General features: G+C 70.0%; 13 protein-coding genes. 7 read left to right on the forward strand and 6 right to left on the reverse strand.

The window, feature by feature from the left end; all coding sequences use genetic code 11:
• Positions 1-355: 355 nt before the first annotated feature.
• The 6 genes from ppc to IEX18_RS09685 all read left to right on the forward strand — a co-directional run bounded on the left by ppc (position 356) and on the right by IEX18_RS09685 (position 9,619).
• Positions 356-3,025 (forward strand): phosphoenolpyruvate carboxylase, encoded by a 2,670-nt coding sequence (gene ppc / locus IEX18_RS09660; protein ID WP_188658529.1) that lies wholly within the window; start codon positions 356-358, stop codon positions 3,023-3,025.
• 113 nt (positions 3,026-3,138) lie between these two features.
• Positions 3,139-3,411 (forward strand): DUF2061 domain-containing protein, encoded by a 273-nt coding sequence (locus tag IEX18_RS09665; RefSeq protein WP_188658530.1) that lies wholly within the window; start codon positions 3,139-3,141, stop codon positions 3,409-3,411.
• A gap of 58 nt (positions 3,412-3,469) precedes the next feature.
• Positions 3,470-4,567 (forward strand): TonB family protein, encoded by a 1,098-nt coding sequence (locus IEX18_RS09670; protein ID WP_188658531.1) that lies wholly within the window; start codon positions 3,470-3,472, stop codon positions 4,565-4,567.
• An 85-nt stretch (positions 4,568-4,652) separates the two neighbouring features.
• Positions 4,653-6,752, forward strand: a complete 2,100-nt coding sequence (locus IEX18_RS09675) for a RelA/SpoT family protein (protein WP_188658532.1) — start codon at positions 4,653-4,655, stop codon at positions 6,750-6,752.
• Positions 6,753-6,862: 110 nt separating this feature from the next.
• Positions 6,863-8,284, forward strand: coding sequence for a M48 family metalloprotease (locus tag IEX18_RS09680; protein WP_188658533.1), 1,422 nt, complete (start codon positions 6,863-6,865; stop codon positions 8,282-8,284).
• A 258-nt stretch (positions 8,285-8,542) separates the two neighbouring features.
• On the forward strand, positions 8,543-9,619 hold the full coding sequence (locus tag IEX18_RS09685; RefSeq protein WP_188658534.1) for a glycosyltransferase family 2 protein: 1,077 nt from the start codon (positions 8,543-8,545) through the stop codon (positions 9,617-9,619).
• Here the strand turns inward: IEX18_RS09685 and IEX18_RS09690 are convergent.
• Positions 9,521-10,249 (reverse strand): class I SAM-dependent methyltransferase, encoded by a 729-nt coding sequence (locus IEX18_RS09690; RefSeq protein ID WP_188658535.1) that lies wholly within the window; start codon positions 10,247-10,249, stop codon positions 9,521-9,523. The genes IEX18_RS09685 and IEX18_RS09690 overlap by 99 nt on opposite strands.
• Before the next feature lie 3 nt (positions 10,250-10,252).
• Entirely contained in the window at positions 10,253-10,645 is a 393-nt protein-coding gene (locus tag IEX18_RS09695) for a GtrA family protein (RefSeq protein ID WP_229664483.1), read from the reverse strand.
• 248 nt (positions 10,646-10,893) lie between these two features.
• On the opposite strand from IEX18_RS09695, the gene IEX18_RS09700 reads away from it, so the two are divergent.
• Positions 10,894-12,618 carry an AcrB/AcrD/AcrF family protein gene (locus tag IEX18_RS09700; protein WP_188658683.1) on the forward strand — a complete coding sequence of 575 codons (1,725 nt, stop codon included), beginning with the start codon at positions 10,894-10,896 and terminating at the stop codon, positions 12,616-12,618.
• A gap of 311 nt (positions 12,619-12,929) precedes the next feature.
• Here the strand turns inward: IEX18_RS09700 and IEX18_RS09705 are convergent, their stop codons facing one another.
• From IEX18_RS09705 to IEX18_RS09720, 4 genes are read right to left on the reverse strand one after another with little or no spacing between them, the layout of a single operon-like run.
• Positions 12,930-13,553, reverse strand: coding sequence for a MarC family protein (locus IEX18_RS09705; protein ID WP_188658537.1), 624 nt, complete (start codon positions 13,551-13,553; stop codon positions 12,930-12,932).
• Between the two features lie 10 nt (positions 13,554-13,563).
• A complete protein-coding gene (gene folD, locus IEX18_RS09710) occupies positions 13,564-14,412 on the reverse strand; it encodes a bifunctional methylenetetrahydrofolate dehydrogenase/methenyltetrahydrofolate cyclohydrolase FolD (RefSeq protein WP_188658538.1) in 849 nt (282 codons plus the stop codon).
• Positions 14,409-14,711: a DUF167 family protein gene (locus IEX18_RS09715; RefSeq protein WP_188658539.1), complete on the reverse strand. Its 303-nt coding sequence runs from the start codon at positions 14,709-14,711 to the stop codon at positions 14,409-14,411. Before IEX18_RS09715 ends, folD begins: the two co-directional genes overlap by 4 nt.
• Entirely contained in the window at positions 14,711-15,019 is a 309-nt protein-coding gene (locus IEX18_RS09720) for a YggT family protein (protein WP_188658540.1), read from the reverse strand. Before IEX18_RS09720 ends, IEX18_RS09715 begins: the two co-directional genes overlap by 1 nt.
• Positions 15,020-15,043: the final 24 nt, after the last annotated feature.

The raw sequence follows: 15,043 nt of genomic DNA on the forward strand, positions 1-15,043 counted from the left end.
CGTGTCCCTGAACGTCCGGCACAGCCGTGGGTCATGCGGAGGCGAGACCGCTGCACGAAGACCGTCATGCCGGACTTGTTCCGGCATCCACGGCGCCGCGAACACACGAGCCGTTGACCGCGCCGACCAGTGGATCCCGGAACAGGTCCGGGATGACGGGTGAAAGAGGGCGTCGCCAGGACGTCCAGCCTTCGCGAGGATGACGTAGAGCCGGAGAGCGAGCCGCAAGATAATTGCTGGTTCAACCAAACGAACAGCAAGAGAGTATCCGATCCACCCGGACATACGTATTTCCCGGTCGTGTCGTCGCCCTATCGTCATTGACCTTGCCTGCGCCGCAGCGCAGCATCGTTGCATGGCCAGCCTTCCCCCGATCGCCAACAATCCCGATGTCCGCTTTCTCGGCGCGCTGCTCGGCGAGGTGATCCGCGACTATGGCGGGGCGGCGCTGTTCGAGGCGACCGAGACGATCCGCCGCGCCTCGGTGGAGCGGCATCGCGACGGCGGCGACCATGCCACGGTCGATCTCCAGCTCGAAAAGCTGGGGCTGGACGAGACGATCGACTTCGTCCGCGGCTTCATGCTCTTCTCGATGCTCGCCAACATGGCCGAGGACCGGCAGGGGATCGCCGCCGAGGAGGGGGCGGACCTCGCCGCCGCGCTCGACCGGCTGGCGGGCGAGGGGATCGACCGCGAGCGGGTGCTGGCGCTGCTCGACCATGCGCTGGTCGCGCCGGTGCTCACCGCCCACCCGACCGAGGTGCGGCGCAAGAGCATGATCGACCACCGCAACCGCATCGCTGCGCTGATGGCCGATCGCGATGCCGGCCGCACCGAGACCGCCGATGGCGATGCGGTGGACGAGGCGATCAAGCGCCAGATCGCGCTGCTGTGGCAGACGCGCGCGCTGCGCCGCGAGCGGCTGGGCGTGGCGGACGAGGTGGAGACTGCCCTCTCCTATTTCCGCGACGTCTTTCTGCCCGCCATCCCCGCTCTCTACCAGCGCTGGGACCGGGCGATGGGACGGCGGGTGCCGAGCTTCCTGCGGCCCGGCAGCTGGATCGGCGGCGACCGCGACGGCAACCCGAATGTCACCGCGGCCTCGTTGCGACTGGCGCTGTCGCGCGCGGCCGAGGCGGCGATCGGCCATTATTGCGACACCGTTCATGCGCTGGGGGCGGAGCTGTCCATCTCCTCGGTCCGCACCCCGATCGATCCCGCGGTCGAGGCGCTGGCGGCGGCGAGCGGCGACGCGGCGGGGAGCCGCAGCGACGAGCCCTTCCGCCGCGCCCTGTCGGGCATCTATGCGCGCCTCGCCGCGACCCATCAGGCGCTGACCGGCAAGCCTGCCCCGCGGCCCGGCCGCCTGACCGGCGAGCCCTATCCCGATCCGCAGGCCTTGCGGGCCGACCTCGTCACCATCGCGCGCGGGCTGGCGGCAGGCGGCGGCGGGACGCTGGGGTCGAGCGGCGCGCTCGGCCGGCTGATCCGCGCGGTCGATGTCTTCGGCTTCCACCTCGCCACGCTCGACCTGCGCCAGAACTCGGCGGTGCACGAGCGCGTGGTCGCCGAGCTGCTTCAGGTCGCGGGTGTCGAGAGCGACTATATCGCGCTCGACGAGGAGGCGCGGATCGCCCTCCTTCGCCGCGAGCTCGCCAATGCGCGCCCGCTCGTCAGCCGCTTCCACGCCTATTCGGACGAGACCGCCTCGGAGCTGGCGATCGTCGAGGCGGCGGCGGAGGCGCATGCCCGCTACGGCGCGGCCGCCATCCGCGTCTATATCGTCTCGATGACCAAGTCGGTCTCCGACCTGCTCGAGGTCAATCTGCTGCTCAAGGAAGCCGGCCTCTACCGCCCCGGCCCGGACCCGCAGGCGGCGATCATGGCGGTCCCGCTGTTCGAGACGATCGAGGATCTCGATGCCGCGCCCGCGATCATGCGCGCCTGGCTGGCGATGCCGGAGATCGCCGCGATCGCCCGCGCGCGCGGGCATCAGGAAGTGATGATCGGCTATTCGGATTCGAACAAGGACGGCGGCTATCTCACCTCCACCTGGGGCCTGTCCAAGGGATCGACCGCGCTCGCGCCCGTGTTCGCGGAGGCGGGCGTGGGCCTGCAGCTGTTCCACGGCCGCGGCGGTGCGGTCGGGCGCGGTGGCGGCTCCGCCTTCGCGGCGATCCGGGCGCAGCCGCCCGGCACCGTGCAGGGCCGCATCCGCATCACCGAACAGGGCGAGGTGATCGCCGCCAAATACGGCACGCGCGAGGGCGCGGCGACCAATCTGGAGGCCATGGCCTCGGCCGCCCTGCTCGCCAGCCTGGAGCCGGCGCGCCTCTCCGATGCCGAGAATGCCGCCTTCGCTGCGGCGATGGACGCGCTGTCGGGCGAGGCGTTCCACGCCTATCGCGACCTCGTCTATGGCGACGACGCGTTCCGCAGCTTCTTCCGTCAGATGACGCCGATCGCCGAGATCGCGAACCTCAAGATCGGCAGCCGTCCCGCCAGCCGCACCAAGTCCGACCGGATCGAGGATCTGCGCGCCATCCCCTGGGTGTTCAGCTGGGCGCAGGCGCGGGTGATGCTGCCGGGCTGGTACGGCGTCGGCCAGGCGATCGCCGCCTTTCCGGACAAGGGCCTGCTCGCCGAGATGGCGGAGGGCTGGCCGCTCTTCGCGGCGACGCTGGCCAATATGGAAATGGTCCTCGCCAAGTCCGACATGGCGATCGCCGCGCGCTACGCGACGCTGGTCGATCGCGACCTCTGCCCCTTTTTCGACCGGATCCGCGACGGCTGGCAGCAGACGCATGACGGGCTGCTCGCCGTGACCCGCCAGTCGCGGCTGCTCGAGAAGCATCCGGCGCTGGAGGCGTCGATCCGGCTCCGCCTGCCCTATATCGAGCCGCTCAACCTCCTCCAGATCGAGCTGATGAAGCGTCACCGCGCCGGCGAGGACGATCCGCGGATCGGCGAGGGCATCCTCCTCTCGATCAACGCGATCGCGACGGCGCTGCGCAACTCGGGCTGAGCCGTTCGATGAAGAGGTTAAACTTGGCGGTGGCATCGTTGCTCTTGCTCGCGGCGGGGGCGGCGGGGCGATAGGATCGGTCGGAGTGCCGACTGGCGGAAGGATGCCCGACGATGTTCCTGTTCAACGGCCTGGAGAGCCATCCCCGGTCCTTCGTCAAGGCGGTGTCGTGGCGCACCGTGGGATCGATCGACACCTTCATCCTCGGCCTGTTCTTCTCCGGCAACGCGCATATCGCCGGCGCGATCGCGGGCACCGAGGTGATCACCAAGATCGCGCTGTTCTATTTCCACGAGCGCGCCTGGTCGCTGGTCCGCTGGGGCCATCGCACCGCGGAGCCGGAAGCCGCTCCCGAACCGGTTGCCGATCCCCTGCCCGCGGCGTGAGATAATGCTTGCGCCCGAGTGACTTGCAGCGGTCACATCGGGCGCGCATCCTGCCCGCATGGCCATCGCGACCCTCGCTTCGCTGCTCCTCCTCGGTGCATCCATTCCGCCGCCGCCGCCCGTCGATGGCGAGCGACCGCTCGTCGCCTGGCTTCCCGGCGAGGTGCTCTGCGACGGGACGGCGGTGCAGCCGGTGACGATGCGCCGCCCGCTCACCACGCTGGGCTGGTCGCGCATGCCCGTGGCCGAGTCCGTGACGGTCCGCTTCCGCATCGACGCCGAGGGCCGGCCGCTGTCGATCGATACCAAGTCGGCGCGCAACACCTATCCGTCGCAGGACATCGCCCCCTCGCTCGCCGCGAGCCGCTTCGCGTCGGGCGCGCCGCGGACGGGATGCGAGATCCGCTACCGCCAGGCGATCACCCCGCTCGCCGACGCGCCGGTCGCGGACATCGTCTCCTACAGCCTCGCGCCCGAGTCGGGGCCCTTGCCCGAGGCCGGCTGGGCGCGGCTTAGCCCGGCCGGAAGCGACTGCCGGCGGCCGCCCGAGATCCTCGTCCGCGTCTCGCCGGAGTTCCGCACGCTGCCGGGTACGCCGGGAGTCCGCGACTGGGTGCTGCTGGGGCATGACATCGATGCCCGCGGCCGCCCCCGCGAAGTGCAGACGCTGTACAGCACCGGCAATGGCGCGCTGAACGCCGCCGCCGGCAAGGCGATGAGGAACTGGCGCTTCGTCGCCGGCCGGCGAACAGGCTGTCTCAATCCCTTCTGGCGCGCCGCCCTGCCCCTGCCCGCCCCGGACGGCCCCGATCCCGAGAGCCTCCGTCCCGCCGGCGCCACCTGTCCGGTGGACAGCGCCTGGCAGCGGCCGCCGGTGCTCACCTATCCCTCGGCCTTCCAGCGGCGCGGGATCGAAGGCTGGGCGATCGTCGCCTATGACGTCGCGCCCTGGGGAGAGCCCGGCAATATCCGGGTCCTGGCCAGCGAGCCGGCCGACACGTTCGGCCAGCAGGCCGAGCAGGTGATCCGCTCCGCGCGCAAGCCGCCGTCCGATCGCGGTGCGGTCGGCTGTATCGAGCGGGTGCGCTTCGTCATGGGTCCGCGCGACGGGATGGAGGGGCAGGACGGGGTGCCGCCGCCGTCATCGGCCCCATGATCCACCCCGTAATCGACTGCGCCATCTATTCCCATCGGATCAATATGGTTGCCAAAGGGGCAGGAGAGCCGCCATCTATCGTGCTGTGCTGCGGCAATATGAACTGGTGGATCGGGTCCTCGACTATGACCCGGAGGCCGACGAGGCGCTGCTGAATCGCGCCTATGTCTTTTCGATGCACGCCCACGGCAGCCAGAAGCGCGCCTCGGGCGATCCCTATTTCAGCCATCCGATCGAGGTGGCGGGCATCCTGACCGACCTGCAGCTCGACGACGAGACGATCGCGACCGCGATCCTGCACGACACGATCGAGGATACGGTCGCGACCTTCGACGAGATCGAGCGGATCTTCGGCCCCAATGTCGCGCGGCTGGTCGACGGCGTCACCAAGCTGTCGAAGATCGAGGCGCAGACCGAGAACGAGCGCGCGGCGGAGAATCTGCGCAAGTTCCTGCTCGCCATGTCGGGCGACATCCGCGTGCTGCTGGTGAAGCTCGCCGACCGGCTGCACAACATGCGCACGCTCCACCATATCGCCAAGCCCGAGAAGCGGCGGCGGATCGCGCGCGAGACGATGGACATCTACGCCCCGCTCGCCGAGCGGATCGGCATGTACGAGTTCATGAAGGAGATGCAGACGCTCGCCTTCCAGCAGCTCGAGCCCGAGGCGTATGAATCGATCACCCGCCGGCTGGAGCAGCTGAAACAGGGCGGCGGCGATCGGATCGCGCGGATCGCCTCCGGGCTGAAGCTGCTGCTGTCGCGCAGCGGGCTGGAGGCGGAGGTGTCGGGGCGCGAGAAGCACCCCTATTCGATCTTCCGCAAGATGAACGAGCGGCACATCAGCTTCGAGCAGCTGTCCGACGTGATGGCATTCCGCGCGATCGTGCCGACCGAGGAGGATTGCTACCGCGCGCTCGGCATCATCCATCGTCGCTGGCCGATGGTGCCGGGGCGGTTCAAGGATTATATTTCGACGCCGAAGCGCAACGGCTATCGCTCGCTTCACACCACGGTGCTGACCGCCGAGCAGACCCGGATCGAGATCCAGATCCGCACCGCCAAGATGCATGCGGAGGCCGATTTCGGCCTCGCCGCCCACTGGTCGTACAAGCAGGGCACGCAGCCCGACACGCAGGTCAGCTGGATCCGCGACCTGGTCGAGATCCTCGACACCGCCGACAGCCCCGAGGAGCTGCTCGAACATACCCGCATGGCGATGTATCAGGACCGGATCTTCGCCTTCACCCCCAAGGGCGAGCTGATCCAGCTGCCCAAGGGCGCGACGCCGGTCGACTTCGCCTATGCCGTCCATACCGATCTGGGCGATCAGGCGGTGGGCGCGAAGATCAACGGCGGCGTGGTGCCGCTGTCGACGGTGATCGAGAATGGCGATCAGGTGCAGATCCTGCGCTCCGCCGGGCAGACGCCGCAGGCCGCCTGGCTCAACGTCGCGGTCACCGGCAAGGCGCTGGCCGCGATCCGCCGTCACCTGCGCCACACCGAACGCGCCGAGCAGATCGCGCTCGGCCGCAAGCTCTACGACCAGCTCGTCCACCGCCTGCCCGCGCAGCTCGGCGCGGATGCGCTCGGCCACGCCCTCAAGCGGCTGAAGCTGCCCGACGAGGCGGCGCTGATGATCGCGATCGCGCGCCGCACCCTGTCCGATGCGGCGGTGATGGAGGCGCTGATGCCCGGCTCCGCCGGGGCGGACATCGCCGCGGAGGCGCCCCAGTCCAACGCCCTGTCGATCAAGGGGCTGACCCCCGGCGTCGCCTATGAGCTGGCGCAATGCTGCCATCCCGTGCCGGGCGACCGCATCGTCGGGCTGCGCCGCCCCGATGCGGGGATCGAGGTCCATGCGATCGACTGCGCGACGCTGGCCGAACTGGCCGACCGCAGCGACGAGGAGACCGACTGGGTCGACGTCTCCTGGGGCGACGCCACCGACGGCGCGGTCGCGCGCATCCAGGTCACGGTGAAGAACGAGCCCGGCGTGCTCGGCGTGCTGGCGACGGTGATCGGCCAGCACCGCGCCAACATCATCAACCTGCGCCTCGACACGCGCGACACGCGCTTCCACACCAATACGATCGATGTCGAGGTGCACGACGTCCAGCAGCTGATGCGCCTCCTTGCCGCGCTGCGCGCGCTCGATGCGGTGAATTCGGTGGAGCGGACCTGACCGCGATCCCGCGCTGCGCCGTCGTGGCACGCCGACGGGCGAAGCCGGGGATCGGGATGGAACCGCGGCCGGATCGGTGCTTTCATCCGGGGTCAAAGGGGACCATCGCCATGCACCACCGCCTTGCCGCCGGCCTTCTCGCCGCGAGCCTCGTCACCGCGCCGCTCGCCGCGCAGGATCGCGTCCGCGCCATCTCCGCCGGGGACAAGCAGCAGGGCGCGGCCGCCAATCCGCAGCTCGTCGCCCAATATGGCGGCCGCTACACCGGGCCGCAGGCGACCTATGTCGAGCGGGTCGGCAAGCGCGTCGCGGTCCAGTCGGGCCTGTCGAACGCGCAGGGCGATTTCGTCGTCACGACGCTCAACTCCTCGGTCGAGAATGCCTTCGCCATCCCCGGCGGCTATATCTACGTCACCCGCCAGCTCCTCGCGCTGATGAATTCGGAAGCCGAACTCGCCTCGGTGCTGGGGCACGAGGTCGGGCATGTCGCCGCCCGCCACTCGCAGGGGCGGCAGACGCGCTCGACGATCGGATCGATCCTCGCGGCGGGCGCGGGGCTCTTGACCGGCAGCAACGTCGTCGGCCAGCTCGCCGGCACCGGCGCGCAGCTCTACACACTCAAATACGGCCGCGATCAGGAATATCAGGCCGATGCGCTCGGCGTGCGCTACATCACCGCCGCCGGCTACAATCCCTATGCCGCCGCCGACATGCTGAGCGCGCTCGACGCCTCGACCGGCCTTGCCTCCCGAGCGTCGGGGAAGGACGCCAATGCGGTGCCGACCTGGGCCTCGACCCATCCCAACAGCCAGGATCGCGTCGCCCGCGCCGAGAAGCTCGCCGCGGCGACCGGCCGGCCGGAACCCGCGCCGGCGCAGGACGTCGCCTTCCTCCGCATGCTCGACGGCCTGCCCTATGACGACGATCCGCAGCAGGGGATCGTCGACGGCCAGACCTTCCGCCATCCCGGTCTGCGCGTGCGCTTCACCGCGCCGTCGGGCTACCGCATCGCCAATGGCGACGATGCGGTGACGGTGCTGGGCAATGGCGGCCAGGCGCAATTCCAGACGATCGCCGCCGCCAGCGCCGAGGCCGGAGTCGCCGCCCGCTTCCGCGCGCTGGGCGCGAGCCCGTCCGGCGAGGTGCGCACCGGCGCGACCAACGGCATCCCCTATGCGACCCAGACCGTCCGCGCCGCCGTGAACAACCAGGCGGTCGACGCGACGGTGGTGGCATACAAGTTCCCGTCCGCCGTCTACACCTTCACGCTGGTGACCCCGGCCGGCAGCGGCGTCGGCCCCTTCGCGCCCCTGCTCGACAGCGTCGCCCCGCTGACCGCGGCAGAGGCGAATGCGATCCGCGGCAAGGTGATCCGCATCCACAGCGTCACCGCCGGCGACACGATCGACCGGCTCGCCGCGCGCATGGCCTATCCCGACCTGAAGCGCGAACGCTTCCTGACCCTCAACGGCCTCGGCCCCGACGCGCCGCTCCGGCCGGGGATGCTGGTGAAGCTGGTGGTGAGCGGGTGATTCATCCCTCGCCCCTCCCCTTCAGGGGATCGTTGCGAAAGCCCTGTGCCCGCCTTTCTCTTCGTCATCCCCGCGAAGGCGGGGATCCAGAACCCCTGACCTTTGCGGATGATGCGGAACCCTCCCGCGCGTCTGGATCCCCGCCTTCGCGGGGATGACGGACAGGTCGGGCAGGGATTCTCTGTAACCGAGGGGTGATCCGGGCATCGCCACCTACCGCCCCATGACACCCGCCGCCCCGGCCGCTATAGCCGGGCGATGCATCGTCCCGCGCTCTCCGTCGTGATCCCGTGCTATAACGAGGCCGCCTGCCTCGACATGCTCCACGATCGCGTCGCCGCCGCGGCGCGCACCGCGGTGGGCGAGGATCACGAGATCGTGCTGGTCAATGACGGCTCGCGCGACGACAGCTGGGCGGTGATGCAGCGGATCGCCGCCGCCGATCCGCGGGTGGTGGCGATCAACCTGTCGCGCAACCACGGCCACCAGCTCGCGCTGACCGCGGGGCTCGACCTGTGCGCGGGCGAGCAGATCCTGATCATCGACGCCGACCTGCAGGACCCGCCCGAGCTGCTCGCCGACATGCGCCGCACCATGGCGGAGCAGCAGGCAGACGTCGTCTATGCCGTCCGCCGCCGACGCGAGGGGGAGACGATCTTCAAGAAGGCGACCGCCGCCGCCTTCTACCGCGTGCTCGACCGCGTCACCGACACGCCCATCCCGCTCGACACGGGCGATTTCCGGCTGATGAGCCGGCGCGCGCTCGACGCGCTGCTGTCGCTGCCCGAACAGGCGCGCTTCATCCGCGGCATGGTCGCGTGGATCGGTTTCCGCCAGGTGCCCTTCCCCTATGACCGGGCCGAGCGCCATGCGGGAGAGACGCATTATCCGCTCGGCAAGATGGTCCGCCTCGCCTTCGACGCGGTGACCGGCTTCTCCACCGCGCCGCTCCGCTTCGCCAGCCATGTCGGGCTGGCGCTGACCGGCGTGTCGCTGCTGCTGATCCTCTATATCGCCGCCGGCTGGCTGTCCGGCTCGGCGGTGCAGGGCTGGACCTCGACGATGCTGGTCACCGTGGTGCTGGGCGCGGTGCAGATGTTCGTGCTGGGGATGATCGGCGAATATCTCGGCCGCCTCTACATCGAGTCCAAGCGGCGTCCGCTCTATCTCGTCGCCGACGTGGCCGGCCCGGTGCAGGGCCGCGCGACCCTGGGCTTCAGCGCGGCGGCGCCGGCATCAGTCGGGATGGGCGAGCGTGACGATCGACACGCCGGGGCCCAGCGGTACCCGGCCGACCAGATGGCGTTCCAGACGGAAGATCGTCTCGAACAGTGAATTGATCGCGGGCGGGGGCGGCGAATCGTCGCTGTCGTCGCGGCCGGTCAGCCGCCCGGCGATCCGCGCGCCCGCGGCGAGCGGGAAGAGCAGGCTGTTGAACCAGCTCATCCGCTCCGCCCTCAGCCCGGCCGCCGCGATGGCGCGGCCGAGGGTCGTCTTGGAATAGCGGCGGTGGTGATGGTTCACCACGTCGTGCGCGCTCCACATCCATTGGTGCGCGGGCACCGCGATCAGGATCTTGCCGTTCGGCGCCAGCAGCGTCTTCATCGCCGCCAGCGCGGCCACGTCGTCCTCGATATGCTCGACCACGTCGAGCACCGCGACGAGGTCATAGGCGCCGCGCTCCACCCCCGGCAGTGCGGGCAGCGGCGCGTCCCCGACCGGCCGGCCCAGCCGCTCGCCGGCGATGGCCCGCGCGGCCGGATCGATCTCGATCGCCTCGACCGTGCCGAACCGCGCCAGCATCGGCAGGTTGTGCCCGGTGCCGCAGCCGATCTCCAGGATGCGCGCCTCGGCCGGCAGCGCCGCATAGCGGGTCAGATAGTCGGCCAGGATGTCGCGCCGCGCCCGGTACCACCAATGGGTCGAGTCGTGCGCGGCCATGCGGTCATAGACGATGCGATCCATGGTTCAGGCGAACACCCACAGGCGGTTGAGAGCGAAGATGATGAGCGGCGTGACGAACAGCACCGGGAGCAGCGGCCACCACCACGGGCCGGCCAGCATCGCGTCGCCGGTCAGCACCCAGACCCACAGGCTGTTGAGCGCATAGCTGACCAGCGAGACGAGGAAGAAGCGGATCGTCGTCTGGCGCGCATCGGCGCCATGGCCGCGGAAGCTCCAGCGGCTGTGAATCACATAGCCCGAGGCCATGGCGACCAGATAGCCGATCAGGTTCGCCACCTGTTCGGAGGTGATGCGGTGCGCGGCGAGCGGCGAGTAGACGATCGTGTAGAGCGCGGTGGTGATGCCGCCGGCGATGCCGAAGCGGACCAGCTGCCCCAGCACCTCGTTGTCGCGCAACGCCCTGATCCTTGCCGTCATCGCCACGCGCCCGTCACCCGCTTGTTCTTTACGCCGCCCGCTCTAGAGCGGGCGGGATGTAGAGCGCGCCTGCGCGAGGGGAAAGCCTTTTGATCGACATCGACCAGCGCGCGGCCGACGGGGGCGAGGCGAAGCCGGAAGACGCCGCGCCCGGGCCCCATGCCGGCCTGCCGCGCGACCTGCCCCCGGCGCTGCGCCTGCCGCTCGAGCGGCACTGGCTGGCGCTGATGCTGCTCGCCTGGCTCGCCATCGCCGGCTGGTTCGTCTGGGATCGCTGGACCGGAATCCGCTGGCTGTCGCTCGGCGATACCGACGACAATATGCGGCTGATGCAGGTGCGCGGGCTGCTCGCCGGGCAGGACTGGTACGATCTGCGCCAATACCGGATGAACCCGCCCGCAGGGTTCGACATCCATTGGAGCCGTATCGTCGACCTCCCGATCGCCGGGCTGATCCTGCTGTTCCGCCAGTTCACTACGCCGGCGATGGCCGAGCGGCTGGCCTGCGGCATCGCCCCCCTGCTGCCGCTGGGGGTCGCGCTGGTCGCGCTCGGCACGACGGTGCGACGGCTGGTCGGGCTCGCCTGGTGGCCGGTCGCGGTCCTGTTCCTGCTGGTCGGCGCCGCGCAGACCATGTCGATGTTCATGCCGCTGCGCATCGATCATCATGGCTGGCAGCTGGCCTGCCTGGCGGTGACGGTCGCCGGGCTGTGCGATCCGCGCGGGCCCCGCGGCGGCGCGCTGGTGGGGCTCGCCAGCGTCGTCTCGCTCGCGATCGGGCTGGAGATGCTGCCCTATATCGCGATGGCGGGCGTCATCCTGACCCTGCGCTGGGTGTGGGATGCGGGCGAGGAACGACGGCTCGACGCCTATGCGGTTAGCCTGGGACTGGGCGGGGCGGCGGCCTTTGCTGCCTTTTCCTCGACCGCCAACTGGGCGCTGCGCTGCGACGCCTTCACCCCCGTCTGGCTGGCGGTCGTCGTCGCGGCGGGCGTGGCGCTCTACATCCTCGCCTTCCTGTCGCCGCGTGCGGTGATCGTGCGGCTGGCGCTGGCGGTAGCGGTCGGCGCGGGAATCGCGATCGGCTTCGCCAGCTTCTTCCCGCAATGCCTCGGCCGGCCCGAGCAGGTCTCGCCCGAACTCGCCCGTACCTGGCTCGACAATGTGCGCGAGGCCAAGCCCGTCTATGCCCATCCCTTCCGCGTTGCCTTCCCGATCGTGACGCTGCCGGTGGTCGGCCTGATCGGCGCGCTGGTCGCCGCCTGGCGCGCGCGACGCGGCCCATGGGCGGTCGGCTGGGCGGCGGTGGCGCTGTTCACCGCCTTCGCCACCGCGATGCTGGCCTGGCAGACCCGCGCGGGACCAGCGGCGCAGCTCCTCGCCATACCGGGCGCGGTGGCGCTGGCGGCGATCGCCTTTCCGTGGATCCTCGGCCACCGGCTGATGCCGGTGCGGGTGATCGGCGCGGTGCTCGCCTTCGTGATCGTGTCCGGATCGTTCGCGACGCTGGCGATCCAGTGGCTCCATATCGACCCGCCCAGCGCCTATACGCGCCGCGTCAACGCCGCGACGGGCGAGTGCATGCGCACCTCGCGCCTGATGACGCTCAACCGCTATCCGGCGGCGACCGTCTTCACCTTCGTCGACCTCGGCCCGCGGCTCATCACCGTCACCCACCACCGCGCGATCGCCGGCCCCTATCACCGCAACGGCGCGGCGATCCTCGACGTCCAGCACGCCTTCAGCCGCTCGCCCGAACAGGCCCGCGCGATCATGAAGCGCCACGGCGCGACGCTGCTGCTGCTCTGCCCCAACATGGCGGAATCGACCATCTACCGCAGCCGCAATCCCGGAGGCTTCTACGACCGGATGGCGCACGGCATGAAGTACGACTGGCTGACGCCGCTGCCTCTGCCCGCCAAGTCGCCCTATCGACTGTACCGGATCTCCTGAGCCGCTCTTACGTCCGTCATCCCCGCGAAGGCGGGAATCCAGACGCGCAGGTCGGCGTAAGGAGGCGCAACGTCAGCGTCTCTGGACCCCCGCCTTCGCGAAACTTCTGCGAAAGCCGCCCCGTCATGCCGGACTTGTTCCGGCATCTACGGTGCCGCAAATGCACAAGCCCTTGCTTCTGCGGAGCGGTGGATCCCGGAACAAGTCCGGGATGACCATTGGAGATGGCGACGTCGCGACTTTCGCAAAGGTCTTCCCGTCGCGGGAATGACGGCGGGTGTTAGCCGGGGCTCGGACGGAAGCGGCCTCCTCTACCGCAACGCCACCTCGACCCCGTCGATCACGAACTGCACCGCCAGCGCCGCCAGCAGCACGCCCAGAAGCCGCGTGATCACCGCCTCGATCTTCGCCCCCAGCAGCCGCATCAGCGGCCCCGCCGCGAGCAGCGCGACCAGGGTCAGCGCCAGGATCGTCGCCAGAGCGGCCAGCACCACCAGCGACCGTTCCAGCCCGTCGTTGCGGCTCATCAGCAGCATCACCGACGCGATCGAGCCCGGCCCGGCGATCATCGGCATCGCCATGGGGAAGATCGAGACGTCCTCCGCCTCCTCGGGATGTTCGGCGATCTTGGCGGCGCGGTCCTCGCGGCGCTGGGTGCGTTTCTCGAACACCATCTCCAGCGCGATCAGGAACAGCATGATCCCGCCCGCGATGCGGAAGCTGGCGAGCTCGATCCCCAGCCCCTTGAGCAGGCTCTCGCCGAACAGCGCGAAGACGAGGAGGATCGCGGCGGCGACCAGCACCGCGCGCACCGCCATCGCGCGGCGATGCGCCGGGGTGGTTCCCGCCGACAGGCCGGCATAGATCGGCGCGCAACCCGGCGGGTCGATCACCACGAAGAAGGTGATCAGCGACGAGACGAAGAGCTCGAGCACGCGCCCGCGCTCAGCCGCGCCGTCGCGCGGAATCGAGCGTGTTGGACAGCAGGCACGCGATCGTCATCGGCCCCACCCCGCCCGGTACCGGCGTGATCGCGCCCGCCACCTGCGACGCCGCGGCATAGTCGACGTCGCCGACCAGTCCCGCCTCGGTGCGGTTGATGCCGACATCGATCACCGTCGCGCCCGGCCTGATCCAGTCGCCCTTGACCAGCGCCGGGATGCCGACCGCCGCGATCACCACGTCCGCCGCGCGCACCTTTGCGGGCAGGTCGCGCGTGCGGCTGTGCGCGACCGTGACGGTGCAGCTTTCGGCGATCAGCAGCTGCGCCATCGGCTTGCCGACGATGTTGGAGCGGCCGACCACCACCGCGTCCATGCCGGTCAGGTCGGGATGCACCGTCTTGAGCATCATCACGCAGCCCAGCGGCGTGCAGGGCACGAAGCCCGGCATCCCGGTCGCCAGCCGCCCGGCATTGACCGGGTGGAAGCCGTCGACATCCTTGTCGGGGTCGATCGCCAGCAGCACCGCCTGCGTGTCGACCGGCTTCGGCAGCGGCAATTGCACGAGGATGCCGTCGACCGCCGGATCGGCATTGAGCGAGCGGACCAGCGCCAGCAGCGTCTCCGTGTCGGTGTCGGCCGGCAGGCGGTGCTCGATGCTCTCCATTCCGGCCTCGCGCGTGGCGCGGCCCTTGGAGCGGACATAGACGGCGGAGGCGGGGTCCTCGCCCACCAGCACGACGGCCAGCCCCGGCACGCGCCCGGCGCTCTGGCGGAACGCCGCTACGCCCTCTGCCACCCGCGCGCGCAGGTCCGCGGCGATGGCCTTTCCGTCGATGATCGTGGCTGTCATGGCGCCGCCTCATAGAGCGCGGCGGCGATCTTCGCCAGCGCCGCGGGCGTGCCGGCGATGCGCAACCGCTTCAGCCGCGCCGTCTCGCCGGCGAGCAGCGTCACGTCGCGTCGCGCCACGCCGAAATGCTTCGCCACCAGCGCGACGAGCGCGGCATTGGCCGCGCCCGCGACCGGCGCCGCTGCCAGCCGGGCGGCGAAGTGATCGGCGGTGCCCGCCACCAGCGCGTCGCGCCCGCCGCGCGGCGTCACCCGGATGGCGATGTCGAGCCCGTCCGCCCGCTCCGCCCAGGCCGGCATCAATAGCCGGCGGTGGTCGACAGATAGCTGGCGGCGATGTTCGGGATGATGATGTTCTGCAGGATGTAGACGATCAGCAGCACGACCAGCGGCGACAGGTCGAGCGCGCCGAAATCGGGCAGGATGCGCCGGATCGGCCGGTAGAGCGGCTCGGTGATCCGCTGGAGCGCGTTCCACACCGAGCGGATGAAGTCGTTGTGCGTGTTGATGACGTTGAACGCGATTAGCCAGGACAGGATCGCCTGGATGATGATGATCCACCAGACGATGTTGAGCAGCAGCTGGACGATCTGGAGAATGGCGATCAAGTTGTGGCGCTCCGAAGGATTGTG

This window comes from Sphingomonas metalli (genome assembly GCF_014641735.1).
GTDB lineage: Bacteria > Pseudomonadota > Alphaproteobacteria > Sphingomonadales > Sphingomonadaceae > Sphingomonas > Sphingomonas metalli.